The following is a 26639-nucleotide window of genomic DNA, read 5'->3' on the forward strand; positions in this document are numbered from 1 at the left end:
GGGCACGCCGAAGCAGTTGCTGCCCACGGCTGGGGTTCCCTTCCTCGCCCACCAGCTCGCGAGAGCCCGCTCTTTCGGCGTGCGGCCCTCACCGTCCCGGATCGTCGAGCCGCTCGCCCCGTACGCCGAAATCGCCTCCAAATACCACCCTTTCCTTTACATAACACCCCTAATGTTCCTCCGCATGAAAGACAGCAACACACCGGGTCCGAGCCGCCGCCAGCTCCTCATCGCGGGCGGCGTCACCGTTGCCGCCGCCGGGCTTGGCGTCGCCTATCTGGCCACGACGGCGTCCGCGGGCGACCCGGGAGCATCCTCCAGCCTCTGCCTGAAGCTCACCAAGGAGACCATCGAGGGCCCCTACTACCTCGATTACGACAAGCACCGCTCGGACATCACCGAGGGCAAGCCGGGCGTTCCTCTGACGCTTCGCATCCGGGTCGTCGACTCGGAGAACTGCGGGCCACTGCGCGACGTGGCCGTCGACATCTGGCACTGCGACGCCCTGGGCATCTACTCGGGGTACGAGAAGGCGTCGTCCGGCGACGGCGGTACCTTCCCCACCGATGCCCCCGGCGGGTCCGGCGGCGGCATGCACGCCCAGCCCGACAGCGAGACCACCTACCTGCGCGGCTTCCAGATGACCGACGGGGACGGCTGGGTCACCTTCGCGACCGTCTTCCCCGGCTGGTACATCGGCCGGGCGATCCACATCCACGTCAAGGTCCACGTCAACGGCACCTTCAAGGACGGCGCCTACACGGGCGGCGACGACTGCCACACCGGCCAGCTCTACTTCCCCGAGAACGTGATCGAGGCCGTCGCCGGGACGGGACCGTACTCGACCAACACCAAGCAGCGCACCACCAACGCCAAGGACCTGCTCTACACCGGTGAAACCCCGGCCGACGGCATGCTCGAGGTGAAGTACGACGCGGGGCAGCCGGCCGGAGGGGTCCAGGCCTCGATCACCCTGGGAGTCGACCCCGAGGCCGTCCACGACGGCCAGGGCTGGCCGTGAGGCGGCCCGAAACCGGCTGACGGACCTGCGACGACGCCCGCGAACGGCGCCCCCGGGAACGGCGGGGCCCGCCGTTCCCGGGACGCGGCTTCAAACGGCGTCACCCATGTCGACCGGGACGCGGCTTCAGGCTGCGTCGCCCGTGTCGAGACCCCCGGCCCGCACTCCGGCCTGGAAGACGGCCGAGACGGCCTCCTGCCGGAGCAGGACGCCGGGGTCGGTGAGCGGGTCCCCGTCGAGCACCAGCAGGTCGGCCACCTTGCCCTCCGCAACGGAACCGACCCGGTCGGCGATGCCGAGAATGGCCGCGTTCGCCGAGGTGGCCGAGACCAGCGCCGCCATCGGGCCGAGAAGCTCGGCCTTGAGCACGATCTCCTCGGCCCGGCCGCGCTGGCCGACCCCGAGAAGATCGGAACCGCTGCCGAGCACGACACCGGCGTCACGGGCGAGCAACATGGACTTCTTCATCGACTCCATCAGCGCGGCCAGCGGCGCCGCCGTTTCCCGCGGGACCGTACCGATCATCCGGTGCAGCACGAGGAGCGTCGGCACCAGTGACGCGCCGACCTCCGCCATCAGCCGCGCGGTCTCCTCGTCGAGGAGGCTGCCGTGCTCGAAGTGGCGGACACCGGCCGCGATGCCGTGCCGGACGCTGGCGGCGCTGTGCGCGTGAGCGTGCACGTACGTGCCGTGGCTCTCCGCCTCGTCGACGGCGGCACGGAGCTCGGCCACGCTGAACTGGCAGCGGTCCAGCCCTCCCCCGGAGGAGACTCCGCCGCTGACGCACACCTTCACCTGGCTGGCGCCCGCGCGGAACGCCTCACGGGCGGCACGCCGTACGTCGTCGGGACTGTCCGCGACCAGCGCCACCCGCACCAGGCCGGGAATCGACACGCTGCCGTGCCCGTGCCAGGGGCCCCTCTGGTCGGCGTGCCCGCCGGTCTGGGTGAGGAAGGGCCCCGAGGGCAGGATCTTCGGGCCGGGAAGCAGTCCGGTGCTCACGCAGGCGGCGACGCCTCCGTCGATCCCACCGGCGTCCCGGACGGTGGTGAACCCCTCGCGCAGCGCCCGGCGGACGTTTCCGAACACCTGGGCGGCGATCTCCGCGGCGGACAGCTCAAGCCCGGGACCGAGGAGACCCATGTGGCCGTGCGCCTCGATGAGGCCGGGAAGCACCGTACGGTCCCCGAAGTCGTGGACCACGTCGTACCGTGCCGTGTCGCCGGTCCCCCACGGCCGCACCTGGGTGATCATGCCGTCTTCGACAGAGACCGCCGCATCGGACAGTGTCCGCCCGACGCCGTCGACGAGCTGGCCGCAGCGCAGGAGTGTGCGGGTCATCGTGCCACCGCCATAACCGGTGCGGCCTGGTCGAGCAGGACACTGCCATCCTTGAGGACCAGGCGTGGCCGTGACAGCGCGCCAAGGTCGTGCGGTACCTCACCGTCAACGACGAGCAGGTCGCCCCGGTGCCCCACCGCGACCTGGCCGGTCGCCCTGCCTCCGGTCAGCACTGCGCCCGCGGCGGTCGTGGCGGCCAGCACCGCCTCCCGGTTGCTGAGCCCGGCCGCGGCCAGGTGGCCGATCTCCTCGATGACGGTGTCCTCGCCGTGGCTGTCGGTGCCCGCGGCGATGCTCACCCCCGCCTCACGGGCGATCCGCACGGCCTCCTGGGTGCTGTCGAGCAGGCGGCGGGCCCGTTCGATCAGCCGCGCGGAAAGCCCCAGCTCCGGCCCGTGCTCGACGAAGTCGTGCGCCACGGTCAGCGTGGGCACCATCGTGACGCCCCGCTCGGCCATCAGGTCGGCGGTCCGCCGGTCCAGCTCAGAGGCGTGTTCCACCGTGTCGACCCCGGCGCTGACCGCCGTCCTGATGCCGTCGAGGCCAAGGGCGTTGGCGGAGACGGCGCGGCCCGCCGCGTGGGCCTCCGCGACGACGGCCTCCACCTCGTCCAGTCTCAGTTCCTGCCATCCCGCGGGACCGTTCACCAGTCCGCCCCCGCCCGCAAGCCCGTTGGTGACCGCCACCGACAGCAGGTCGACGCCGCGCCGTACCTGCTGCCGGGCGGCGCGGCGAGCTTCGACGGCGCCCGTGATCTCCTGGCTGCCGTACACCGCCCCGCCCCGGCCCGTGGCCCCGATGGGACTTCCCGCGACGACGAGCGACGGCGACCGCAGCGTGCCGTCGGCCGCGAGGTCGCGCAGTTCGAGCGCGGTCGGGGCCTGGCTGGCGGTGTCGCGCACCGTGGTGATCCCTCTGCCGACCAGCCGGTCGAGCAGGATCTGGGCGCGCAGGATCCGTTCCACCAGGGTGGGGGCCGCTCCGACCGGCCCCGCGTGCAGGACGACCAGATGCAGGTCGATCAGGCCCGGCAGCAGGGTGCTCCCCGGCAGGTCGTACTCAACCCGGCTTACTCCCCGAGCCGTGGGCGGAACCGTGGACGGGTCGCCGACGTGGGTGATCGAGCCGTCGGCTCCGACGAGCACCGCCTGCCCGCTCCGAGCCGAGCCGTCGGGCAGCAGACACCAGGCCGGGCGGAGAAGAACCTCGGGTCGCGGGGGAGTCGGGGGAACGGTCATCGGACACCTCGTGTTCGTCGTTGGAGCACTCGGAACGCTGCGAACCCGACCGCCGCCACCAGGCCGGTTCCGGCGAGGAGGAGCGTCGACAGCGCCGCGAGGGTGGGATCCAGGTGGGTTTCGAGGAAGGTGAACATCACGACCGGCAGCGTGTCGCCGGACAGCGAGGACATGAACAGCGACGACTCCAGCTCGTCGAAGGAGAGCATGAAGGAGAAGCCGAAGGAGATCAGGAATCCGGGAACGACCGCGGGGAGAACGACACGGACGAAGGCCGTCACCGGCCCCGCGCCGAGGTCCCTGGCAGCCGACTCCAACCGGTGGTCGGCCGCCTCAAGCGCCGAGATCAGCACGCCGACGACGAAGGGGAGCGTCATCGCGGCGTGCAGCACGGTGAGCGCGAGGCCGCCGCCGAAGACCGTCTTGAGCGACCCGAACCAGCTCCCGGCCGTCAGATAGCCGATCAGACCGGCCAGTCCGAGGGCGACCTTCGGCATGCTCAGCGGTGCGTTGATCAGCGAGTGCAGCGCGGCCGAACCGGGGAAGCGGAACCGGTCGAAGGCGTAGGCCGCCGTCAGGCCGGAGACGGTGGCCATCGCGGCCGCGAGGAACGCCACCCTGACGCTGAGCGCGAACCCGTCGCGGAACGACTCGTCGGCGACCGCGGCGCGGTACCACCTCAGTGACCAGTCGACGGGCGGGAACTGCGAGACCGCCGACGCGTTGAAGCTGTTGACGACCACGATCGCCAGCGGCGCCGCCATGAACAGCCACACCGCCACGATCGCGATCCATGCGGGAATCCGTCCCTGCCCTCTCCTGGGCCCTCTCATGCCGACCTCTCCCGCCTCGGCGCGGCCTGCCGGCCCAGCCGTTTCGCGAGCGTGAACAACGGGGTGACCACGACCGCGGTCACGAGGAGCAGTACGGCCAGCCTGACGAACGCGGTGGGCCAGTTGACCGCCAGCAGGTTCTGGTAGACCAGCTCGGAGACCATCTGGACGCGTCCCCTGCCGATGATCGCCGGAATGCCGAAGGCCCCCATCGACAGTCCGAAGGCCAGGGCGCCCACACGCAGCGCCGCCGGCGCGGCCAGCGGTACGGTGACCCTCCAGAACACGCGGGACGATCCGGCGCCCAGGTCACGCGCGGCACGGTTGACCTGGAGCCCGTGGATCTCCCGCATCCTGGCGATGAGCGGGAAGGCGGTGATCGGCATCATCGCGTGCGCCAGCACGACCACCGTCGCGAGGAGCCCCGAAGAAACGCCGAGGAATCCCAGCAGGCTCCCGGCGGCGTCGAGCGAGTGCGCGACCGGCGGCTGGTCGAGGATCAGCAGCCACCCGTAGCCTCGCACCGCCATGCTCACCACGAGCGGCGAGAACAGCAGGGCCATGGTCACCGCGGTCACCGAGCGCCGGTCGACCGCGACGAGCGCGGAGGCGACCAGCAGCGAGATCAGGCAGGAGAGGGCCGACGCACCGAGGGAGACCAGCACCGTGCGCAGCATCGCCTCCCAGTAGAAGAGGTCGAGCGCACCGGCGCCGACCGCCTCGACGACGCCCGACTCCCCCGTCGTTCCCGGGGCGAAGGCGCGGTAGACGAAGAGCACGACGGCCAGCAGGAGGGCGCCGAACAGCAGCAGCGGCGGGGTCATCAGCGCCCCGGGCAGCCACCTCGCCCGTCCCGCCTTTCTCCGGCCGGTGCGGACGGGCCGCGCCGTGGTCCGGGTGGTCATGCCGGTCCGTCCTGCAGGGGAACGACACGCCGGGGGTCGAGCCCGACACCGACGACGGCGCCGACCGGCCAGGGGATGTGCTCTCCCGCGACCACCACCACGAGCGGCTCTTCGAGGCCCACCTCGACCTCGTAGCGCACCGTCGCCCCGTAGTAGGTGCTCCGGACGACCGTGCCCCGGATCGGCGCGGTGTCTCCCGGATCGTCGGTGAGGGTGACGGCCTCGGGGCGGATCGCCCACCTGCCGCCGGTGGCGGGCACCTCGGTCCTGAGCCACCGCACGATGGCGGCGGACTCCCCGAGCCGGGAGACCGACGCCGTTCCCGACCCCAACGCCATTCCCGACCCCGACGCCGACGCCGACGCCGACGCCGATGAGATGACGTTGGCGTCTCCCAGGAACCGGGCCACGAACTCGGTTCTGGGACGGGTGTAGACCTCAAGCGGCGATCCGCTCTGCTCGACCGCGCCTTCCCGCATCACCACGACCTGGTCGGCCATCGACATCGCCTCCTGCTGGTCGTGCGTCACGTAGACGAAGGTGGTGGCCGTACGCTGCTGGATCGAGCGCAGCTCTATCTGCATCTGCTTGCGCAGCTGAGCGTCCAGAGCACTGAGCGGCTCGTCCAGGAGCAGCACCGCGGGCTCGACCGCGAGGGCACGGGCGATGGCGACCCGTTGCTGCTGGCCGCCACTGAGCTCGCTGATGCGCCGCCCGGCGAGCGGCCCCAACTGGACCAGGTCGAGCAACTCACGGACCCGCTCCGCCACGGCGTTCCCGCGGACGCCGCGCACGCGCAGCCCGAAGGCGACGTTTCCCGCGACGGTCAGGTGCGGGAACAGGGCGAGCGTCTGAAAGACCATCGCCGTCGGGCGCCGCTCCGGGGGCACGCCCACGATCGGACGGCCGCCGATGAGGATCTCACCGCCGGTCGGCTCGACGAAGCCGCCGATCATGCCGAGCACCGTCGACTTGCCGCATCCGCTGGGCCCGAGGATCGCCGCGAACCGGCCCGCCTCGATGTCGAGATCCACGCCGCCGACGGCGACCGCCGTGCCGTACGTCTTGCGCAGGCCCCGGAGGGTCACCCCCTGCGGTTCTGGACGGGCGTCCGGCGGCACCGTCCGCGCGGTTTCGGCCGGGATGCTCATCGTCGCTCCTGCCTTCCGGGCCCGGCTAGCGGAGGTTGCCCTTGACATCACGGTTCCAGCGCTCCACCAGCTTCTGCTCCACGGTGGCGAACTGTTTCCAGTCCACCTGGAGCACCTTCGCCATCGCCTCGGCCGACAACGCGGAGTTCTCGGACTTCTCCTTCGCCGCGGGGAGGTCGGGATACACCGCGCCCGCGAAGGTGTTCTCGTTGTACCCTCCGACGTTCTCCGGCTTGAGCAGCTCGTTGACCAGCTCGATCGCGAGCTTCTCCTGGTCGCCGCCACCGCCCTTGAGCACGGCGAGGTAGAGCGGGACGGCCATCTGGCCCTCCTTCGGCGCCACATATCCGATCTTGGCTCCCTGTGCCGCCCAGTTCGCCTGGGCGGCGAGGATGCTCACCCCGAGTACGGCGTTGCCCCGGGAGAAGGCGTCGAACTGTGTCTGGTTGGAGTTGTAGACGGTGGAGAACTGGCCCGCCTTGGCCGCCTCCGCGAAGGCCTTGAACCCCTCGTCGAGGGTCTCCGGGTCACCCCCGAGTGCCTTGTTGACCGCCCATAGGCCGCCCATGAGGATCCCCTGAGGTGCGTCGTACAGGCCGACCTTGCCCCGGTAGGCGGGGTCGAGCAGGTCAAGCCAGGAGGTCGGCGCGTCCGCCAGGTCGGTACGGTGCACCAGTCCGACCACGTTGGTGTTGAACGGGACGCCCGCGTCGCCGAACTGCCGGTAAGCCTGGTCGGCCGACCCGGCACGGGGCACGTCCGTACCGCTCAACGGGCGGAACATGTCGATCCCGGCCCCCTGCGCCATGGCCTGCGCGGTGAACAGCCCGGTGTTGACCAGGGCCGTGCCGCTCGCCTTGTACGCCGAAATCACCTCTGGATACCGCGAGCCGCCGATGATCGTCTTGATCTTCAGGTCGGGGTGCGCCGTACGGAACGCCGCGAGCACCTTCTCCGGGACGATCTCCTGGCCCGCGCCCTGGAAGTAGAGCACGGACAGCTCGTCGGCACCGCCGCCCGCGCCGCCCGCCGCACCGCCGCCGTCACCGCATCCGGCGAGGACCAGCGTTCCTCCGATGCCCGCCGTCAAAGCCAGGAAGTTCCGCCGGGACATACCTGAGGGCACAGCCGAGGACACGGCCATGACGGTCTGGGGCCTCCCCTGCATGAATCGAGAAGCCATATTCGTCGCCTTTCTCGGGTTGAGCCGGGTGACGCTCACGTCACCGGCCTTCACGTGTCCCCCGACAGCGCGCCCTCGCCGCCCTTGAGCACCCCGAGCGTCAAGCTCATCTGCTCGGCGACGGTGGCATTGATCTGTTCGCGGTCACCCGCCGCGATGCCGCGCACAAGACGGCGGCTGATGTCCTCGACCCGGCTGATGAATCCGGGGGCCGGGTCGAGGTCGGACATGCTCCAGACTCCGATCACCGAGATCAGGTCGATCGTGCGGAGCAGGCTACGGGCGAGGACCCGGTTGCCGCACAGGACGGCGATCGCGCAGTTCAGCTCGTTGGCGGCGAACAGGACCCGGGCCACGTCCCCACCGGCCGCCTCCCGCTGCAGCTCGATGAGGTACTCATGGATTCGCTCCATGATCGCCGGGTCCCGCCGCTCGCCGACCAGCCGTGCGGCCTCGGTCTGCAGAAGCTGGCGGACCGCCACCAGGTCCTCCCACTCGGACATCGAGGTCGACTGTGAGATGACCTGGCTCAGAGCGATGGGAATGCCCGCACGGTCCTTGACCCACGTGCCGCCACCCCGGCCGACCCTGACGTCGAGGACGTCGGCCTCCGCGAGAGCGGTGACAGCGCGCCGGACGTTCTCGCGGGAGACCCCGAGGGCCACCGCCAACTCGTCGAGGCTCGGCAGCCGGTCACCCTCGCGCATCGCGGTGTAGCGGATGGAGTCGACGATCTCCACCAGAACGCGCGACGCGGTCGCCGTGGGTGCCACCCGGTCCAAGTTGGACAGCTCGGCCAGGTCCTGCAGCATCGCGTTGACGGTCTCATCGCTCACGGGGTCTATCCCTCTTTCGGTCACGTAGGTCCCGACGGCCCTACCAGGTCAGACGATCTTGCCCGACTTCACGACCGGGACGCCGTCCACGGCGAAGCTGTGGCTCAGTAGCGGAATGTCCAGATGTGAGGCGCAGTGCCGGGTGCCGCCGATCCCGGAGTGCCGGGCGGGCATGTCACTGGTGTTGGAGCCGAACGCGATGAGGATGCTGCCCCGGTACGACTCTCCGTCGACCGGCGTGAACCGGGGGCTGCCCGTCCAGACCGCGTTGGGGTGCAGACCCCAGCCGATGTGCGAGACGCCGTACGACTCGGGGTCCTGCCAGCGCTCCAGCCACTGGCTGAGCGCCGTCGCCGACTCCCCGCCCTCGATCTTGACGATGCGCCCGTTCTCGATGTGCAACATGATCGGGTCGCGGACCGTGGCCCCCATCTGCAGCATCGCGTCACCCGGCTCGACGACCACGACACCGTTCGCGGAGTCCTCCAGCGGTGCGCAGGCCACCATCGCGAAGCCGAAGTTGTCCCAGATGCCCGGCTCGTCGGCGAGTCCGAGCTGACGGTGCCCCTTCCGGCCGTCCTTGCGCAGCACCAGGTCGGTGCCCCCGTCGCTGGTCAGATGGATCTCGTTGGTACGTTCCATGAGCCGGGCGGCGTCCATGGCCTCCTCGACGATCTCGTCCGAGGGATAGAGCCTGAACTGGTTGGCCTCGTTGAGGCAGATGTCGAGCCACCGGGTGCCGGAGGCTGCCACCTCGGGAATGCCACGGGAGTGCGCGGTAAGCTGGGCGAACGGCGTCGGGAAGACGCCGCCACGGTAGTGGAGCACGAACTGCGCCTGCTGCATCGCGGCCAGCAGCATGTCGTTCATGTGATGCGCGTCGGTGACCTCCATCGGGTGATAGCGCACCGAGATCACGTGATCCGACGTCCTGCGGAGAGCTTCCTCGTACGGTGCCAGGTCGGCGGGATCGATGATCCGGGAGCTCAGCATGACCACCCGCTCGTCGGGACGAACGTTGCATCGCTGGAGCGCGGCTTCGATGAGCTGGGAATGAGTCCTGAAGTCGCCCATTAGGACCTCCTTTGGATGTTTCCACCCGTTTGGGCCGTGTCGCTTAAAGGACTATGGGCTAGTTCTTATTTCATTGTCAAGGGTCGTCTCGGCCGGCCTCCGAGCGCCAGACGGACAGGCGACGACCGCCGTCGCGACCGGGTCTCGACATCTCCGGCCTGGTCATTTGCGATCTCCACATGGCCGACCGCGGGCAACCGGCCAGACGGGGGCCGGCAAGCGGACAGGCAGACCGGGCCCGGCCGGGTCGCCTCGACGCGATCGGCGACAAAGCCGGCACCGCCGAGCCACAACGAGACCGTCGACGGCCATCCAGGCCGCGACCAGCGGAGACGATCACCGATGCGGCCGCCCAGGCGGGGCGAACCCGGATATCACGCGGTGGTCACGCCGACCAAACCGACCCCCGCCATTCCCGCACCCACACCAGGACCGCTCTGTTTTCAGATTCCCTTCCGTACCTATTTTGGATCGCCCCGAACAAGCACAGGGGGAATTTTCACTCCTCTGCCCACCGGCCACCGTCGCCGAAACTCTTCATGACGACCATCGAAAACGGATAACGGCGAAGACATCGAATGGCCACCAACCGCAACCACCCTGCCAAATGGCAGGGAAACCAGAAAGTCACTTGACACTGATCACGCATTTCACAAACACGAACAGGCCATTAACCTTATAGTTCCACGAAGCCCCGAAGGAGGTTCATAATTGATTCGTGCCAAGATGTCTCTGGCTCGCCTGACAGTCGCCTGCCTCGTCGCCGTGAGTACGGTCCCGGTGACCGCGACGACAGCACACGCTTATGCCCGTTACCAGGACGTCATGACAGATTCCATGACGGGGCCCGTACGACGCTCTACACCTGGTTCCTGGCCCAGCCCGGCGCCGACGAGGTCGAATTCGAAGCACCGCCCTCCTATATCAAGGACACTGCGAAAGACGGCAGGCGCGCGGAGGTCTACGGGCAGGACTACCCGTCCTACGACACCTTCGGCTTTCTGGGGGAGGCGGCGTGCGGCAACGGATGCGAGGTCCCCATCGAGGGGGTCATCACCTTCAACAGCGACGCCAACGACCCGGGCTTTCTGATGTCGGAGCTGTGCACCAGCAACGCGCATACGAACTACCGGCGCCAGCTGGCGTGGCTGATGCCCAGCTTTGACCATCCGGCCTGAGAACGGGGTGAAGAGGCAATGAGCATTTCCAGTGGTCGCCGGGGCGCTTCAGGTCGCTCAGGAGCGAGATTTCAGGCGACGCTCTCAACCGTGGGAACCGTCGCCGTCATCGGTGCGGGAAGCGTTCTCGCCACGGGCGCGCTGTCCTCCTCGGATTCCGAGGCCCTGACTTCACTACAGCGTGCCCATCGCCGGAGGAACTCCCCGGAAGCTCCCCGGCACAGATGGGCTGAGCCTGCTGACCTGGCCGTGGGCGACCGATGTTCCCAAGGACGCGACTCCCGACAGGGGACAGACGAAACTGGTCAATCTTTCCACCTCCGAGATCGTCGACACCAAAACCTCAGACAAGGTCTCCGGCCTCCGGTGCGGCCCTGACTGGTGCGGCGGCGTCTCGGACGGAAACCTGGTGATCGGGCGGCCCGACGGATCGGGACGGCAGGCGCTTCCCGGCATCAGGACGCTGGAAGGCCCGGAAACCCTGGGCTCGGGATTCGGCCTGGCGAGGCTGCTTCCCGACGGTTCCGGGATCGCGGAGAGGAAAACCGCCGCCGCTCGCTTCACCACGCTCGTCTACGATCCTCGCAGCGGAACGGCAGGCGGAGTAGGCACAGAAAACGGTTTCGCGACGGGGACATCGTCATCTCCCACATCAGTCGTCTACTGGGACACCGACCAGAAGGGAGCCCTCACATGCAGGACACCCCCAGGAACGGTCTCCGTACCCGGCGAGAAGTCAGGCGCTTCGAACGCTTCCGGCCGTCCTCCCGAGCCTCCGTCCGCTCTCCAGCGGGACAAGGCCCGTAAACCGCTCTGCGCCATGGTGCCCACGGGCGGAAACGTGGAGTTCACGGTCCTCAACCTGGCAGCCGTCCGCTAAGGCGAGAGCCTCAACGACGAACCGGCCTCTCCTCTGCACGATTCCTCCCCCAAGGCCGTCAACACCTGACAGCCGGCCGGGACGGCGATCATCACGGTCCGGGCGCACCACCGCTCGGACCACGGTGACGCCTCGCCGTCCCGGACCTCCGAGTCCCCAGGATCCGGGAGGGAGAACCGTCGCCGGGCCAGACGGTCCCGTCACCGTGAGCTGCGCGGCGTGATCCATGACCGCTGACTAGAATGCGGGCGTGGGTCACCATATCTGTGCTCTCGTCGTGGCCGGATGGGTTGACGCTGAGCTGGCCCATTCGGTGGGGCTGCGTGCCAGACTCGTGCACGACGACATCAGTGTGTTCCCGATCGATCACTACTTCTCGAGCTACTGGGCAGCGAGACGAGGCAGTGGCGCACGGCTCGACCTGCCCGACGGCCTTCCCGCCACATTTCCGGAAGAAGCGGTGCTGTGTGACCTCGTTCGTGAGGTGACCGGCACGGATAAGCCGCGGTTCGCGATCATCCAGACGGAGTACTTCGCCGGTTTCGGCGACCAGTGGGCTGTGGCATTCGCCGGCGAAAAACGACTGACAGCTGAGCAGACATCGATAAACGAGGCGCTTGCCGCACTTGGCGTGCGGGCATCGGCTTCGGCCGACGAGTTCGATGTGATCGGTCTCGGCGAGTTCCGGAGCAACCCGGATTATCTTGAGCGCTACGTCGACCTGTGTGACGAACTCGGCGTCTGACGGAAGGCGACTCCCGCCGCTCATCGTCCGCTGCGCGAACATGGCGCCGCCATCGCACCTGACCTCGGACCTCACCCCCTCGCGCTCCTCGTCCAGGTGAACGCACCGGAGACGTCCCCCCGCTTCGAGCGCCGCCACGACGCCCCCGCCTTCGACGGCGTCTGACGTGCTCCGAACTCCCCTTCTGACCGCGTCTCCGGCGCGACGTCCTACCCGGCGGCGACGTCACCTGCGACCTGGCCGGATGAGGTGAGCCGCGCCCACGCTCCCTGTCAGTCCTCAGCGGCGACAGGCCGTTCACGAGACATGGTCAGGCTCTACGGCCGGAACGGCTAGATCAGGCCGAGGCTTCCCGACTTCACATCATTGACGAAGGCTTCCCATTCCCCTCGCGTGAAGACGAGAGCCGGACCGGAAGGGTCCTTGCTGTCACGCACGGCAACGAACCCGGGAAGATTACCGGCGACCTCAACGCAGTCCCCATTACCTCCGCTGCGCGAGCTCTTGCGCCACACCGTATTGGTCAGGTCTGTCGGACCGGACATCCCACCCCTTCCAGAGGACACTTACGTCAGGTTCGTCGACGCGTCCATCAGCATAGCCATGCTGTCCGCCGGGCTGAGGGCAACTGCGCGGAGGTAGTCGAACACGCCGACGTACCTTCGGACGTCGGTGGCGTCCTCAAGGTAAAGGCCGCTGGCCATGTTCTCCAGGTAGATGACGTCCAGGTCACTGTGCGCGGGGAAGCCCACGATGTTGAACGATCCGGTTATCGCCGGATGTGCTCCGGCCCGGTAAGGAAGAACCTGGACCATGATGTTCGGCCGCCGATTCGCTTCTGCGAGGTGCCTGAACTGCTCGGCGGTGGTCTGGGCCGTTCCCACGTGCTGATGGACGACTCCTTCCCCGAGAATGACAGACAGTTCCAGCGGACTGCCATCCATGAGCCGCTTCTGTCGCTCCATCCGAACCGCGACCCGGCGGTCGACCTCGTCGGGCGTGTCATTCGGCCGGGAGGCCTCGACGACGGCTCGCGCATAACCAGCGGTCTGAAGAAGTCCGGGAACCAAGGTCTGCTGATAGGTACGAACCGATGTCGCCTCGGCTTCGAGGCCGATCAGTGTCGCGTACTCGCTCGGCAACACATCACCGTAGTTCTGCCACCACCCACGCTGCTGCGCTTCCCGCGCCAGCACAGCCAACGCCTCCCTGTCCTCCTCGGGAACGTTGTACAGGTCGAGGAACGCCTTCAGGTCTCGCGGCCGAAGTCCTCTGCGACCGGTCTCGATGCGGCTGATGGACGCCGCCGCGAAACCCAGACGGTCGGCGACTTCCTGCATGGTCAGCCCGCTCTCTGTCCGCAGCCGTCGCAGTTCTGAGGCGAGGCGACGCCTACGCACCGTGGGACTCGTGTCGGCGACCAATGACTCTGATCCTCTCGCAACTCAGCCCGGTAGTTACCTTTGGCATTTTCCAAAGGTAACTACCGGGGGAACATGATCTGAGGTAACTTCCACAGAGTGTAGTTAGACGACTACAGAGGCGGTGTGGTTATGGAAACACCTGCACAGAAGTCCGATTCACGGGAGGAAGACTTCATTCACCTGATACGGCTGAGCTGGGACTCATGCGTCCACGGGGCCTCCAGCTCGTCGCCTCTTCCCGTCGGCGCTTCACCGGCCCTGGAGATGGCGATCGTCCCGGGAAGCCCGATCCGAGTGCGGGCCGTACGGGGGGCCAACGGGCGGGGATTCAGCCGACGGGAGGGCGCGCGGGGGCCGGCACTCGCCGAGGGAGCGGCGGAGGCGATTCTGCGCGCGGTGTCCTCGTGAGGGGCGGGACCGAGGTGGAGGCGCTGGTGTCCCTGCTCATGACGCCGCGCTGGCGCGGCCTCCACTGGCTGGGTACTCGCCTGCTCGACGGCGTGCCCTCCTCCGTCTGCACCTCCCGCACCTGGGTGACCGCACAGCTGAGCACGTCCGTTCCGGACGTCCCCGTCGAAACGCTCGACATCGTCAAGCTGCTGACCAGCGAACTGGTGACGAACGCGATCGTCCACAGCCGCTCGCGGGACGGCCTGCTGTTCGTCCACCTCGGAGTGAGCCCCCCGGGGCGGGGAGCCGTGATCCATGTGGAGGTGCTGGACGTGGGCTCGGACAACGGGCCCCCGGTGGTCCGTACGGATCCCGACGGCGACAGCGGACGCGGCCTGTTCCTGGTGGACACCCTGTCACGACGGTGGGGTACGGCCGACGCTAAACCAGGCCGCGCGGTCTGGTTCCAGGCCCCCTACACTCCCTCCCCCTGATCTTCTCAGTGGACAGCCGGGATGGGCCGGGCTCAGTCCAGCGCGAAGAAGCTGCCGATGGTGCCATGCCTGGTCCCGTCGGGATCCACCGGGTTGAAGATCCTGGTTCGGCAGTTCGGGTCCGGGAAGATCAAGATCGTGCCCTCGGTCCGGTTCACCACGACGCTGTTCTCACCAAAACCCTGATGGCAGGCGCGGGGCTCCGGATCGGTGATCGTCCTCACCTGACCGTCCGGCGAGTACAGGCGAACGAATCCCGGCGCGGCGGAGGCGGGGCTGGCGCAGGCGAGCGCGAGCGTTCCGGCCACGGCCAGGAGGACGGGGAGGCGATTGAAGGGGCGCATGGGGCGGTTTCCTTTCTGAGGTAAGAGAGTCACCACCCGACACATTACAGATAGCGATCAAAGAGCTACCTAACGTAATCGATGGATTGCCGTCACCTCCCCATGGCATCCCGCGCTCGCCCGGCCAGACATCTGAGACCTTCAGCCGCCGACGCCAGGCCATTTCTCGATCATGACATCGTTGACCTTTCCTGCGCGGACCACAGGTGCCCAGGGAGGCCTGCAGCGTCAGTGATGGTCGCGACAAGGTGCCGGTCAGGGTGGCCCTTTGACGCTTATCTTGTCCGCCCCCTAACAGACAGGTACTCAATAGCCACAAACCATGACACTACGGACACGCTCAACCGCTACCGATCAGTACCCCCAAACCGAGATCAACGATCACCACCCGACGCCACCACACCCCCGCTGACCTGCGGTTCGATCCTTAGCGTTGTTACCCGCCAGCAGAGTCCCCGGACCCGGTAACGCACGGGGTCGGTCCACGGCCGTATCGGCACTACCACGGGGTCTGCGAACCCTCCGAAGATCGGGGTCTGTTCGACCGCGAGGTGACAACGGCCAGGGCCTTGCGGAGGTCGTGGCGGGAGCTCACGCCGAGCTTGGGGTAGGCGCGGTAGAGGTGGTATTCCACCGTGCGAGGGCTGAGGAAGAGCTGCGCGGCGATCTCGCGGTTGCTGACGCCCGCAGCGGCCAGCTGGATGATCCGGCGTTCCTGCGGGGTCAGGCCGTCGAGCGGGTCCTTGCCAGGTGGCGCAGCGGTCGCGGACGCCGCGCCTGACGCGCTCAGCTCACCGCGGGCGCGGTTCGCCCAGGGCCTGGCGCCGAGGCGTTCGAACAGCTCGGTGGCCAGTTGCAGCGGGTGCCTGGACTCGGCCTTGCGTCGCGCTCTGCGCAGCCACTGGCCGAACAGCAGCGCGGTCCGTGCTCGCTCGAAGGGGCGGCCCGCTCCCTCGTGCAGGTGGACAGCTCGCGCCAGCAGTTCGCCTGCCTCTTCCTCGGAAGCGACCAAGGCGCGTGTACGCAGCGCGACGGCTTGAGCCCAGGCCTGGCCACCGGATCGAGCCCAGGCGGTGAGCCGATCCAGCGGTTCGGCGGCAAGTTCCGGCCTGCCCGCACGGACGGCGGCTTCCACCAGATCAGCCGCGACCGTCATGGCCGTCGGCCGTTTCCGCCAGGCGACCTGGAGGTGCCGAAGCGCCTCCTCGTAGCGGCCGTGGCCCAGCGCCAGCAGCCCCGGCAGACCGGTCGCGTCGCCCTGGATGGCGGCGATCTCTGCCAGCGGCTCGGTGGACGGCTCTTCCCCGCCCACGGCGCCGGCGATCTGCGCGGCCTCCTCAAGGGACGCCCGGGCCTCGCCGTACTGGCCGGCCGCGACCTGGGCCCGCGCGAGCAGGCCCAGGATCTCGGGCAGCTCGCCCGGCGCGCCACGCTTGCGTAGGTGGGCGATCTGCTTGGTCGCCAGGGCCAGGGCGGCCTGATCGTCCCCGGCGAGCAGGGCGTCGTGGACTCCGGCGTGCCGGGCCAGGCGGGACAACGCGCGCTCGTGGTCGTCGGTGTACAGCAGATTCCTGGCCGCCTCGCTGCTGCGCCGGGTGCGCTCGGCCGGGACCGGGCTGAGCTGCGCCGCGTGGTCGAGCACGCAGGCCGCAAGTGCCGGATCGGAGCGTCGGGCGAGATCTTCCAGTTCGGCCGCGATCTGTTCGTCGGGGGTGAGGGTGGCCACAGCGAGGTGGCCGAGGCGGCGGATCGGATCGGCCGTCGCCTCGGCCAGCGCGCGGTGGACGCGCAGCCGATCGGTTAGCGGGACCAGGTAGTAGGCGGCGCTGCGCTCCAAGGGATGGCGAAAGGCGAGCCGCATCCCGCTCACGCGCAGCACTCCCTCCGCCGCGGCCAGGTCGCGCTCGGCCAGGCCAAGCGCCGTCGCTGCCGCCATGACGGTCGCCAGGTCGCCGTCTGGCTCGGCGGCCGCCAGGGTCAGGAGCGGACGGCTCTCGTGGGCCACGGACGTGGCTATGCGGTGCCCGAACCGGGCCAGCACGGCGTTGCCCGCAGGCAACACGGACACGGGCATGACCTGGCCAAGGCGCTGCTCGGAGGTGAGCGCGCGGGCGAACTCCAGCAGCGCCAGCGGGTTCCCTGCCGCTTCCTGAACGATCCTGGCCCGCACCTGAGGATTCAGCTCGATGCCGTCGAGCAGGCCGGCCGCGTCCGGCAACCGCTCCAGGGTGAGTGAGCGCAGACCCGGCGCGGGGAACCCGTCCTCTGCCATGAAGATCATCGCGATGCCATCGGTGTCCAGCCGTCTGGCGGTGAACAACAGCGCCTCGGACGTCTGCCGGTCAAGCCAGTGCGCATCGTCAATCACGACCGTCGTGGGTGCCAGGTCCGACAGCAGCGCGAGAAGGGAGAGGCCGACCGTGTACGGGTTCTGTTCAGGGCGGGTCACGAGTCCGCGCAGTGCCTGAGCCTGTGCGGCCGGGAGCGTCTCGACCCGCGCGGCCAAGGGGCGCAGCAGTCGGTCCATGGCCGCGTACGGCAAGTCCGCCTCGGCCTCGATCCCAGCGATACGCAATGCCGGGACGCCCTCCACCAGCGTGGTCTTGCCGATGCCGGCCTCACCATGCACGACGATGGCGGTGCTGGTGCCGTTGGCCGTACGTGCTGTGGCGGCTGATATCTCCGCCCTTTGCAGATCATGCACACCAGTAACGCTATCCAGTGGTGCTACGGAATCGGCCCCAGTGGTCCTGTCTCTAGCGTCGGCGCCATGACGAAGAGCCTTTTCGACAGCGTGACCGTGGGCGAGCTCGACCTGCCCAACCGGCTGGCCATGTCGCCCATGACCCGCAGCCGCTCCTATGACGGCCTGGCCTCGGACCTGATGGTGGAGTACTACGCCCAGCGGGCGAGCGCAGGTCTGATCATCACCGAGGGCATTCAGCCGTCGGTCGTCGGCCAGGGGTCGATCAACACCCCTGGACTGCACAGCGACGAGCAGGTGGAGTCATGGCGGAAGGTGACCGATGCCGTGCACGAGCGAGGCGGACGCATCTTCGCCCAGCTCTGGCACAGCGGCCGGGTGGCCCACCCCAGCCTCTACCTCGACGGGCGACTGCCCGTGGCGCCCTCCGCCGTGCCGTCCGGCGGCCAGATGGTCGGCCACGCCGGGGGGCAGCTCGACCATCCCACGCCGCACGCGCTGACCTTGGAGGAGATCGCTGAGACGATCGCCGACTTCGCATCCGCCGCGCGCAACGCGATGGCCGCCGGATTTGACGGGATCGAGTTGCACGCCGCCAACGGGTACCTGATCCACCAGTTTCTGTCCGACAACGTCAACCTACGTGCCGATGAGTACGGCGAGCCTGCCCGCTTCGCCCTCGACGTCGCCCAGGCGGTGGCCGAGGCTATCGGCCCCGGACGGACCGGTATCCGCCTTTCGCCGGGGAACCCCTACAACGGCATCGAGGAGAGCGACCCGGCGGGGCTGTACACCGCGCTGCTCCGCGCCCTGCGCTCCGACCTGGCCTACGTCCACCTGCTGGAGATCGGCGACCGTTCTCTGACCGAGCAGTTGCGGGCGGCATGGCCGGGCACGCTCGTACTCAACCCACACACCGGCAAGTCGCCCGTCGCCGGGATGTTCGCCTCCGCCGAGGAGGCCGAGGCCGCGCTGCCCGTGGCCGACGTCGTCGCCCTCGGCGGGCTCTGGCTGGCCAACCCCGACCTGCCCGCCAGGATCCGGGCCCGCGGCCCATACAACGAGCCGGACCCGCAGACCTTCTACGGCGGCGACCACCATGGCTACACCAACTACCCGCCCCTGGCAGGCTGACGTGACCGAGCGTGCCAGAGCCGTGGGCGACGAGCTGATCGCGATCCACGCCCGCCTGCGCGAACAGCTCGCCACAGTGCGCACCCAGGTCGACGCCCAGCTGAACGACCCCACCACGACGCTGCCGCAACTGCTGAGCACCGACCTCAAAACACATTGCCTGACCTTCTGCGACGCCCTCCACGAGCACCATCAGGGCGAGGACCGCCTCGGCTTCCCCCTGCTGGAAAAGTACTTCCCCGAACTGCGCCCAGCACTGGAGAAACTCAGAGAGGAACACATCGTGGTGGCACGCATCTACCACGACCTGCATGAAGCGCTCAGGCAGGACAATCCCCAGCGGGTCCGGGCGGACCTCAACCGCCTGACCGCCGAGTTGGAGAGACACTTCAACTACGAAGAGGAGCAGCTTGTGACAGCGCTAAACAAACTGCCCAATCCGCAGCCAAAACCATGAAGTGATCACCATGAAGCACAAAACCACGACGAACGGGATCGAGTACCCCTAACTCGCGAAGCCCAGCTCAGACGCGTATTGGCGGCTCATCGCATAGTTCTTAACGGCACCCCGACATGGCCGAGGCATCCCACAACAAGGTGGGGTACGCCTCGCCCTCCCTTCCCCGGCCTCACCGGGAACCCGGCCGGGATGTCGTGGCCGCCGTCGTGTTCCGCTGAAGCGACGCGGGTGGGCGGGGACGCGTCACGTCAGGTGGGACGGGCCTCTCCGGGGCGCCGTCCCGGACGACCTGACGCGGATCAACGGATGGTCACCGGGGTGCGAGGCCGCGCTGTCATGCGCGGCGGGCGGTTCGGCGGCGGCTGTGGCGCACCAGCGTGGAAGCCGGCCTGGCCCGGCGGAAACCGTGTCACAGCCGGGGCCGGCACGAGATCTCCGGCATCCAGCCCCTTACTGGCCGACACCCCTTCAACCGGAGATCTCTCCACTTAGGGTGCGTAACACACCACTACATACCGGACCTCGAAATCGGCCCTAGCCGTCAGCCTTTCGGCGGCGCAGGAGCCCCGCGCGGGACTGGATGTCCGCCGTGGCGCTCTCCAGCTTCCGCTCGTCGGCGAGCGTGACGTTGCCCTCGTAGACGACCCCTTCCGGCGGGGTGTCGCTGCCGACCGGGTCGGCGTCCCAGAAGTTGCCCCGGTAGACGACGTTCTCCAGCGGCGGCGCGACCTGGAGGACGGCCGTGCTGTCGGCCCGCGTGACCACGTTCTCCTCGACCGTCACCCAGGCGGCGCCGTAGTCGGTGTAGAGACCGAAGTTGTACGGCGTGCGCGTGTCCTTGATGACATTGCCCCGGATCACGGCGCCGCTCTCGGAGGAGTCGCCCTGCGGGCCCGCGACGTAGATCCCGCCGCCGTCGGCCAGCACCTTCATCGTGTCCGTCGTGAGATTGCCCAGAATGCGGGTACCCCGCCCGGGAGTGATCACGATGCCGCAGTGGGGCACGTCGGCGACGTGGTTGTTGGAGACCGTGCAGTCGACGGCGTCCGCGAGCGTGATGCCCGGTGAACCGGGGTAGTCGAGCCCGATGTGGTGAACCCAGTTGTCCTCGATCAGCGCGTCGCGGCTGCCGGTGACCGTGATGGCGGAGGCGGAAAGGGTGTCGAAGTCACAGCTTCTCACTCCAACGTCCACGCCCTTCGACATCTCAAGCCCTGTGGCGCCGAGCCGGGTGAAACGGCAATTCTCGAACCACACCTTCGTGCCACCGTTCACCGTCACCCCTGCGGGGATCGATGCGGATTTTCCCGGAATCGTCACCCATGCCTCTCCTTCGACGATCGTTACCCGCTCGACGGGGCCGCCTTCGTAGTAGCCGCTGCCGTGGTAGTGCAGGAAGCCCCCGGTACGGCTCGGCCGCAGCCAGGTGGCGTCGGCGAAGACCAGGCCCTGGAAGGAGACGTCGTGGACATCGGTGAGGTGCAGCAGCGTCTCCAGCACCGGGGCCACCACGCGGGTGCGCTCCGGGTGCTCGCCCGGCCGGGGAAGGTAACGCAGGACATGGCGGCCAGGACGCGAACGGTCCAGCGTGAAGGTGCCGGGCTCGGTGAGGAAGGAGGTGTCGTTCTCCAGGCGGGTGGGCAGGCCGGGACCGTGTGAGGTCTCACCGGCCCAGGCGGAGTTGTAGAGGTTCATGGCGTGACCGAAGGCGGGCTGCGCCATCGTGATGACGGTCGAGCCGGAACGGCCGTCACGTCCCGCGATCTCGCCCCCGTCGTCACCACCGGTGCCAGCGCGACCCCCGTCGCCACCATGGCCCTCACCGTCACTGCCGTCAGCGCCGTCTTCATGGTCGCCGCTGACGGCGGCCACCGCGCAGCGGGCCTCCGTCCACGGGTAACGGCCACGGTAGACGAATTCGACGTCGGACGGGCTGTGCCAGCTCAGCGGTTCGAGGCTGTCGGTGATGTAGCCGGTCTCGGTGGCGGTCACGGCGCCGGGGAGGACATCGACGGCGGCGCGTTCGGCCCGTCGCCCGTCGACGTAGAGCTGGCGGGTGTCCAGGTCGCCGACCTGGGCCAGCCACACGCCGTCCTGCTCCCGCCAGCCGGTGATCTCGCGACCACCGCTGATCACCACCTCTTCCCGCTCGGCGGTCCCGTAGCCGTGGGCCCGGTAGACGACTCGGCCGCCGTCACGACCCGCGTCGGCCTCCGCGAACCGGAGGGGCTCGGTCAGCGCGTACGTGCCCGCCCGCACCTGGACGACGACATCGCCGGACAGGTCCTGGGCTGCGAGCCGGGCACGGTCAAGGGTGGCGAAGGGGCGCTCCGCCGTACCGGGAGAGGAGTCGTCACCGAAAGGGGCGACGTAGAGCTCTGTCATGGAAACATCACCTCACTGTTTATGGCGTACACAATGTATAACACCATAAACAAGGAGGTGGCACATGACCAGAGGTAAGGCCAAAGATCCCGACCGCGGAGTGAGACTGCTGTGGGGCGAGACGGAACACGACCCCAGGCCTGGCCTGAGTCTGGTCAGGATCGTGCGCGCCGCGATCGAGCTGGCCGACGAAGAGGGGCTGGCGGGCCTTTCGATGCGCAAGGTCGCCGAGCGGCTCGGGTTCACCACCATGTCCCTCTACCGCCACATCCCCGGCCGTGATCAGCTCGTCGATCTCATGCGCGACGAGGTGATGGGAGAGCGTCCCGCCGCGCCCGCGGCGGCCGGACGCGCCGCGGGGGAACCGGTGCCGTCCGAGGAGCCCCTCGGGGAGTCCGGGGAACACGTGGCGGACGAGCGGGCCGGACGCGTCCGCGCGGAGCCCTCGGGGGGCGGATGGCGAGCGCGGCTGGAGACCTGCGCCAGGGAGGGATGGGAGCTGCGCAGGCGACACCCCTGGCTGGCGGAGGTGCGCGGCACCCGTCACATCCCCGGCCCCAACGTCATCGCCCACTACGAGTACATGCTGAGTGTCGTCGCCGACACCGGCCTTCCCCCCGGCGAGGTGATCGCCGTGGTTGGCCTGATCGGCCGGTTCGTGGACGCCGAGGCCCTGCTGCTGGTCGAGGTCGCGCAGGCCGAACGGCACAGCGGCGTGTCCGAGCAGGAATGGTGGGGCACCCAAGGCTCCCTCTTCGAGCGCCTCGACCGCTATCCGACCCTGTCCCGCCTCTGGGAGGCGGGCGGCTGGGACCATCCCGAGGACTCGTTCGAGTTCGGCCTTGCCCGCCTGCTCGACGGCGTCGAACTCCTCATCCAGCAGCGTGATGAAACTCGTGACGAAAATGCGCTCTGCAAGGAGTGTGGCACCCCCGTCGACCGAGCGCCCTCGGGCCGCCCCAGGGCGTACTGCTCCCGTGCCTGCCAGCAACGCGCCTACAGGAAGCGCAGATCCCCCTAGGGTCCGCCGGAGTCCGGATCTTCAGGAGGATCCGCTTCGACATCGACGGCACGTTGATCGATACCGGTGACGGCCGTTCTCACTCACACGGTCATCCGAACCTCGAACGGGCCCTAGTGGGAGGCGATCACGGTCTTGAGCGCGACGATGACCAGGCCGAGGACGAGGTTGATGATCCCGGAGACGATGACGACCCTCTTGGAGGAGTGGACTTTGACCGCGGCCGTGACGGCCCAGGTGACCTGGCTCACCACTGCGACCCCCAGCGCCGTCCAGGCCGCGACCACGTCGGACACTCCTAACCCGGAGACGAAGGCGGCGGCCACAGCCGGTGGGATCGACGCCTGTGCCAGCGGCCACTCGTCCCTGGCGACCGCGCGCAGGTTCGTCCAGGTGAGGGGTTTCACGGGATACCCGCGGCTGACGACCTGGGCGTAGACATGGGTGATCCAGAACACCACCCCCGTGCAGATCAGCAGGGTCACGAGCTCCGCCGCGGACGGCGGTCCGCCCTCCGCGGTCGAGCCGGCGATCACGGAAGCCGCCAGCAGCGAGCCGTACACGGCGCCCGCGAACTCCACCCGCTCCGATTCCGCACTCGTATCACGCCCGTTCATGGCAGCAGTGTCCTTCGCCCCCGCCTGACCGGCTGATCGACATGCACGGGGATGCCCAGATTTGGCTCAGGACGGTCACACCGGTGGGAACCGGTCACGATGCGGCGGCCTCCGGCCGCGGGCGATCATCCTCGGATGATCACCCTCGGGTGGTCGATCGACGGAGGTCACCCGCGCAGGATGAGCCGGGTGGCGGCCGGGAGGTCGAGCTGGCCGTCCAGGCAGCGTTCGGGCTCACCGTGGGCCTGGTCGGGGGTGCAGGAGCGGGCGGTGTGCAGGAGCACCTCCCCCACCGCCAGGGGATCGGCCGGTCGGCCGAGGTGGCGTTGCAGGCTGACCAGCAGAGCCGCGGCGCCGGTGACCATGGAGACGGACACGCAGGTGCCCTTGCGGGCTTTGACACCACCGCCGGGCAGGCCGCCGAGCACGTCTCCGCCGGGAGCGGTGACGCCGTGATGACGATAAGACTTTCCCCAGTTGCTGTACTGGTACATGGTGCCGTCGGGGCGGTGCGCCCCCACGGCCAGCACGCCGGGCAGGATGGCCGGGGCGATGCCGCACTCACCGTAGTCGTTTCCAGCCGGGGCGGTGATCAGCACTCCCGCGCCGTCCGCCGCTGATGCTGATCACGTGCGCGCCCGCGTCGGCCGCGGCCTCGACGGCGCGCGCCAGGTCCAGCTGCGAGGTCCGCGGCCGTTGGTCGCAGAAGGCGGGCACGCTCACTCCCGGCATCCGGGGGCCACGCCGGGGACCGGGCCGTCGTGCCGGCCGAGCAGCACGCTGGCCACGGCCGTGCCGTGAGCCTTCTTCCTGCCTGTGACGTCCGCGGCGGCTCCGGCGCCCTGCACGCGCGTGATGTCGGCCCCGGCCAGCGCCGGATGGTCGGTGTCGACCGCGCCGTCGACGACGGCCACCGTGATCCGGTCGTCGCCGGTGGTCAGGCGCCACAGTCCCGCCAACCCCGGGATCGCTGACAGCTCACTCATGCAACAGACTCCCGCCAGAACCGATGCGCTTACGTGTCGGACTCTCGTGACCGTCGGTGAGCGCCGACGTGGAGCGCCGACGCTCACCTCGGGAGGGATTCGCTACTCGTCGCCCTCACCGGCGAAGGGGGTGCCGGGGACTCTGTCGATGAAGTTGCCGGCGGAGCCGCGGAAGGTGTCCAGCCACCACGACGGGACGACGCCCGCGGCGTCGCTCGCCGGGGCTCCGACGACGGTCCGCCCGACCGGGGCGGACAGCTGCGGCATGGTGCTGGAGATGCTCATGTTCTCTCCTTTGCAGATGGGAACTGCTTCCGCCCCCACGTCTTCGCATCACTTTAAGTAATCATTGCGCTACAGAGAACCACCAATCACGAACAGCAATGTGCCGTCGGGGGCAGGGTCGGACCGGGCGGTCAGGTGTTGGGGTTCCGGTAGCAACGGAGCAGAATCCAACGAACCCGCCCTTGACCTAGGCGCATTCGGGTTTACGGGGCAATCGAGGATCTTCGCCACTCCAGTTCGTACTGGTTTCGGTGCGGTCGTGGAGGTTGTGGAGCACCATGTCACCGGTGTCGGTGTGCACGTGCCTTGACGATCTGCTCGGCCCTCTCTGGGCCGTCGCGGTGCCCGGCTCGTTGCACACGTTGTTGGTTATGGCGTTCGCGTCGAGCCGGCCGGCGTGCCCTCACGGATGCCGACCTCGCGGTTTCCGGCGTAGGTGCGGAGGAACACCTCTCCGACCCCAACGGCGCCCGAGGCGCTCTTCGCGGTGAGCGCGCCGTACGCACGCTCGACGACGATGTCGCCGCTGGGCGAGTTCAGCGGCAGGTCGCCGGCGGCCTCGCCGACTCGGGCCGCGCCGGCGAGGGGGCTAGAGTTCAGATTCAAGACGCCCGAGGCCGCGCTGGAGGCACCGACCGAGACGGCCGAGGACGTCATCCATCCCGCGGTGCCCAGCGGCTACAAGACTCTGGTGACGCTGCTGCATGAATAAAGGCCAGGGGATCTTCGTACCGGCAGCACAAGCAGCGCGTGTTCAAGGCCTCCAACACCAACCACTACCGCACGGGCTTGATTCAGATCATCAAGGCGCTGGAGTTCGGGTCGACCAACACCTTGCATGCGCCGACGATGCAGGCGCTGGCGCTGATCAAGCGGTAAAGGCCCGGTCGACGGGTGTTACTTCTCGGCCGTGCCGGGTTCCCCGCTGATGGACTCCTGATAGATGTCCGCGTAGGTGCGCGAGTCCTTGACCAGGTCGTCGCAGAAGGCGGCGACGTCGTTGCCGATGAGTTCCAGGACTCCCTTGCCTGTCGCGACGCCCTCCTCGAAGAAGTCGACGATCCCTGAGAGCAGGGGCCCGTCAAGCAGGTCGATCGGTCCAACCTTGAAGAGGTACCTCTGAATCTCCTTGTAGACGATCTGATAGTCCGGCGGGAGCGCCTTGACCCGCGCCATGTGCGCCCGCCACTGCTTCTTGCCCTCGATGATGTCCTGGATGCCCACGTCAGCCTCCCAGCCGGCCCAATTTCCTTGCGACGTTCCTGTTCAACTGCTCGCGCCACCGGTCGCGATAGTTCCGAGCCCCTTCTCCGCCGGCCAGCGCCGCGCTGAAGCCCTCGATGTCGTCACCCAGCACCTCGTGAATGCTCTGTCCATCGGCCGCCGTCTCTTCGAGCAGCCCCAGAGCACCGTCGAGAATCGGCATCAGGTTTCGACCTGTGAAGTCCGAGTAGGGAGAAAGATGACCCTTGATCTCTTCCCACGCCGTCCGGTAGTCGGCCGGCAGTGCCTCGGCCCGGGCTTCGAACGCCTTCCATTCCCTGGTGAGATCACTGCCTGTAATGGTCTCCCAGAAGTTCATCTCCCGCCCTCCTTGAGCTTGTCGATCCGCGATGTGACGTACTCCCATTTCGCCCAGAACGTCGCGAGTTCTTTGCGCCCCGCGTCGTTGAGCGCATAGAACTTGCGCGGCGGTCCCAGCCCGGACGGTCGTTTCGTCACCTGGACGAGCCCGTTCTTCTCCAGTCGCAGCAGGATGGTGTAAACCGTCCCCTCGACGACGTCGGCGAAGCCGAGTTCGTTCAGCCGACGCGTGATGGCGTACCCGTAGGTCTCCTCGCTGTCGATGATTTCAAGCACGCAGCCCTCAAGCGTGCCCTTCAGCATCTCCGTCAGGTCGTCCATCGTGGGTCCTCTTCCATCCTCCGGGTACTCGGTGGCGCCGAGTACCACTATACGGTACCACCGAGTAGCCGACCATGCCCAGCAGGCGGCGAGCACAGACCACGG

General features: G+C 68.4%; 28 protein-coding genes and 1 pseudogene. 8 read left to right on the plus strand and 21 right to left on the minus strand.

What is annotated here, in order from left to right:
* The first annotated feature begins 184 nt into the window (after positions 1-184).
* On the plus strand, positions 185-1021 hold the full coding sequence (locus AB0395_RS37215; protein WP_366289335.1) for an intradiol ring-cleavage dioxygenase: 837 nt from the start codon (positions 185-187) through the stop codon (positions 1019-1021).
* Positions 1022-1147: 126 nt separating this feature from the next.
* Here the strand turns inward: AB0395_RS37215 and AB0395_RS37220 are convergent, their stop codons facing one another.
* From AB0395_RS37220 to AB0395_RS37255, 8 genes are read right to left on the minus strand one after another with little or no spacing between them, the layout of a single operon-like run.
* Positions 1148-2362, minus strand: coding sequence for an amidohydrolase family protein (locus AB0395_RS37220; RefSeq protein WP_366289337.1), 1215 nt, complete (start codon positions 2360-2362; stop codon positions 1148-1150).
* Positions 2359-3600 carry an amidohydrolase family protein gene (locus AB0395_RS37225; protein ID WP_366289339.1) on the minus strand — a complete coding sequence of 414 codons (1242 nt, stop codon included), beginning with the start codon at positions 3598-3600 and terminating at the stop codon, positions 2359-2361. Before AB0395_RS37225 ends, AB0395_RS37220 begins: the two co-directional genes overlap by 4 nt.
* Entirely contained in the window at positions 3597-4433 is an 837-nt protein-coding gene (locus AB0395_RS37230; protein WP_366289342.1) for an ABC transporter permease, read from the minus strand. Before AB0395_RS37230 ends, AB0395_RS37225 begins: the two co-directional genes overlap by 4 nt.
* Positions 4430-5338, minus strand: coding sequence for a hypothetical protein (locus AB0395_RS37235; protein ID WP_366289345.1), 909 nt, complete (start codon positions 5336-5338; stop codon positions 4430-4432). Before AB0395_RS37235 ends, AB0395_RS37230 begins: the two co-directional genes overlap by 4 nt.
* The gene (locus AB0395_RS37240) at positions 5335-6489 is read right to left on the minus strand and encodes an ABC transporter ATP-binding protein (protein WP_366289348.1); all 1155 of its coding nucleotides are present in this window, start codon (positions 6487-6489) and stop codon (positions 5335-5337) included. Before AB0395_RS37240 ends, AB0395_RS37235 begins: the two co-directional genes overlap by 4 nt.
* Before the next feature lie 25 nt (positions 6490-6514).
* A complete protein-coding gene (locus AB0395_RS37245) occupies positions 6515-7672 on the minus strand; it encodes an extracellular solute-binding protein (RefSeq protein WP_366289351.1) in 1158 nt (385 codons plus the stop codon).
* Between the two features lie 50 nt (positions 7673-7722).
* A complete protein-coding gene (locus tag AB0395_RS37250; protein WP_366289353.1) occupies positions 7723-8508 on the minus strand; it encodes an FCD domain-containing protein in 786 nt (261 codons plus the stop codon).
* A 48-nt stretch (positions 8509-8556) separates the two neighbouring features.
* Entirely contained in the window at positions 8557-9582 is a 1026-nt protein-coding gene (locus AB0395_RS37255; protein WP_366289356.1) for a hypothetical protein, read from the minus strand.
* A gap of 1359 nt (positions 9583-10941) precedes the next feature.
* Between AB0395_RS37255 and AB0395_RS37260 the strand changes: the two genes are divergently transcribed.
* Positions 10942-11640, plus strand: a complete 699-nt coding sequence (locus AB0395_RS37260; protein ID WP_366289358.1) for a hypothetical protein — start codon at positions 10942-10944, stop codon at positions 11638-11640.
* A 250-nt stretch (positions 11641-11890) separates the two neighbouring features.
* Complete coding sequence (locus tag AB0395_RS37265; protein WP_366289361.1) at positions 11891-12385, plus strand: hypothetical protein; 495 nt, start codon at positions 11891-11893, stop codon at positions 12383-12385.
* Positions 12386-12717: 332 nt separating this feature from the next.
* Here the strand turns inward: AB0395_RS37265 and AB0395_RS37270 are convergent, their stop codons facing one another.
* Both AB0395_RS37270 and AB0395_RS37275 read right to left on the minus strand, forming a co-directional pair.
* A complete protein-coding gene (locus AB0395_RS37270; RefSeq protein WP_366289364.1) occupies positions 12718-12930 on the minus strand; it encodes a DUF397 domain-containing protein in 213 nt (70 codons plus the stop codon).
* Between the two features lie 21 nt (positions 12931-12951).
* Positions 12952-13785 (minus strand): helix-turn-helix transcriptional regulator, encoded by an 834-nt coding sequence (locus AB0395_RS37275; protein WP_366289459.1) that lies wholly within the window; start codon positions 13783-13785, stop codon positions 12952-12954.
* Positions 13786-14213: 428 nt separating this feature from the next.
* Between AB0395_RS37275 and AB0395_RS37280 the strand changes: the two genes are divergently transcribed.
* Positions 14214-14693, plus strand: coding sequence for an ATP-binding protein (locus AB0395_RS37280; protein ID WP_366289367.1), 480 nt, complete (start codon positions 14214-14216; stop codon positions 14691-14693).
* A 32-nt stretch (positions 14694-14725) separates the two neighbouring features.
* Here AB0395_RS37280 and AB0395_RS37285 read toward each other — a convergent pair whose 3' ends face one another.
* Both AB0395_RS37285 and AB0395_RS37290 read right to left on the minus strand, forming a co-directional pair.
* The gene (locus AB0395_RS37285; RefSeq protein ID WP_366289369.1) at positions 14726-15037 is read right to left on the minus strand and encodes a hypothetical protein; all 312 of its coding nucleotides are present in this window, start codon (positions 15035-15037) and stop codon (positions 14726-14728) included.
* 499 nt (positions 15038-15536) lie between these two features.
* A complete protein-coding gene (locus AB0395_RS37290) occupies positions 15537-17741 on the minus strand; it encodes a LuxR C-terminal-related transcriptional regulator (protein WP_366289372.1) in 2205 nt (734 codons plus the stop codon).
* Between the two features lie 66 nt (positions 17742-17807).
* Here AB0395_RS37290 and AB0395_RS37295 point away from each other — a divergent pair, with 66 nt between their 5' ends.
* Together AB0395_RS37295 and AB0395_RS37300 are read left to right on the plus strand one after the other, a co-directional pair.
* Positions 17808-18875, plus strand: coding sequence for an alkene reductase (locus AB0395_RS37295; RefSeq protein WP_366289375.1), 1068 nt, complete (start codon positions 17808-17810; stop codon positions 18873-18875).
* 22 nt (positions 18876-18897) lie between these two features.
* The gene (locus tag AB0395_RS37300) at positions 18898-19332 is read left to right on the plus strand and encodes a hemerythrin domain-containing protein (RefSeq protein WP_366289377.1); all 435 of its coding nucleotides are present in this window, start codon (positions 18898-18900) and stop codon (positions 19330-19332) included.
* Positions 19333-19869: 537 nt separating this feature from the next.
* Here the strand turns inward: AB0395_RS37300 and AB0395_RS37305 are convergent.
* Positions 19870-21720 (minus strand): right-handed parallel beta-helix repeat-containing protein, encoded by a 1851-nt coding sequence (locus tag AB0395_RS37305; protein ID WP_366289379.1) that lies wholly within the window; start codon positions 21718-21720, stop codon positions 19870-19872.
* Between the two features lie 64 nt (positions 21721-21784).
* On the opposite strand from AB0395_RS37305, the gene AB0395_RS37310 reads away from it, so the two are divergent.
* The gene (locus AB0395_RS37310) at positions 21785-22741 is read left to right on the plus strand and encodes a TetR/AcrR family transcriptional regulator C-terminal domain-containing protein (RefSeq protein ID WP_366289382.1); all 957 of its coding nucleotides are present in this window, start codon (positions 21785-21787) and stop codon (positions 22739-22741) included.
* A 113-nt stretch (positions 22742-22854) separates the two neighbouring features.
* Here AB0395_RS37310 and AB0395_RS37315 read toward each other — a convergent pair whose 3' ends face one another.
* The 5 genes and pseudogenes from AB0395_RS37315 to AB0395_RS37335 form a co-directional block, all read right to left on the minus strand.
* Positions 22855-23358 (minus strand): hypothetical protein, encoded by a 504-nt coding sequence (locus AB0395_RS37315; RefSeq protein ID WP_366289385.1) that lies wholly within the window; start codon positions 23356-23358, stop codon positions 22855-22857.
* A 167-nt stretch (positions 23359-23525) separates the two neighbouring features.
* A pseudogene (locus tag AB0395_RS37320) lies at positions 23526-23960 on the minus strand (S8 family serine peptidase); the annotation flags it as partial.
* 117 nt (positions 23961-24077) lie between these two features.
* A complete protein-coding gene (locus AB0395_RS37325) occupies positions 24078-24344 on the minus strand; it encodes a S8 family serine peptidase (protein WP_366289387.1) in 267 nt (88 codons plus the stop codon).
* Between the two features lie 102 nt (positions 24345-24446).
* Positions 24447-24629, minus strand: a complete 183-nt coding sequence (locus AB0395_RS37330) for a hypothetical protein (RefSeq protein WP_366289389.1) — start codon at positions 24627-24629, stop codon at positions 24447-24449.
* Between the two features lie 369 nt (positions 24630-24998).
* Positions 24999-25286 (minus strand): hypothetical protein, encoded by a 288-nt coding sequence (locus AB0395_RS37335; RefSeq protein ID WP_366289392.1) that lies wholly within the window; start codon positions 25284-25286, stop codon positions 24999-25001.
* A 93-nt stretch (positions 25287-25379) separates the two neighbouring features.
* Between AB0395_RS37335 and AB0395_RS37340 the strand changes: the two genes are divergently transcribed.
* A complete protein-coding gene (locus AB0395_RS37340; protein ID WP_366289395.1) occupies positions 25380-25508 on the plus strand; it encodes a hypothetical protein in 129 nt (42 codons plus the stop codon).
* An 18-nt stretch (positions 25509-25526) separates the two neighbouring features.
* Here AB0395_RS37340 and AB0395_RS37345 read toward each other — a convergent pair whose 3' ends face one another.
* From AB0395_RS37345 to AB0395_RS37355, 3 genes are read right to left on the minus strand one after another with little or no spacing between them, the layout of a single operon-like run.
* The gene (locus AB0395_RS37345; RefSeq protein ID WP_366289398.1) at positions 25527-25853 is read right to left on the minus strand and encodes a DUF1048 domain-containing protein; all 327 of its coding nucleotides are present in this window, start codon (positions 25851-25853) and stop codon (positions 25527-25529) included.
* Position 25854: 1 nt separating this feature from the next.
* On the minus strand, positions 25855-26211 hold the full coding sequence (locus AB0395_RS37350) for a DUF1048 domain-containing protein (RefSeq protein ID WP_366289400.1): 357 nt from the start codon (positions 26209-26211) through the stop codon (positions 25855-25857).
* Positions 26208-26534, minus strand: coding sequence for a PadR family transcriptional regulator (locus tag AB0395_RS37355; RefSeq protein WP_366289403.1), 327 nt, complete (start codon positions 26532-26534; stop codon positions 26208-26210). The genes AB0395_RS37350 and AB0395_RS37355 overlap by 4 nt, the downstream gene beginning before the upstream one ends.
* Positions 26535-26639: the final 105 nt, after the last annotated feature.

Source organism: Streptosporangium sp. NPDC051023 (assembly GCF_040689595.1).
In the GTDB taxonomy this organism is placed as follows: domain Bacteria; phylum Actinomycetota; class Actinomycetes; order Streptosporangiales; family Streptosporangiaceae; genus Streptosporangium.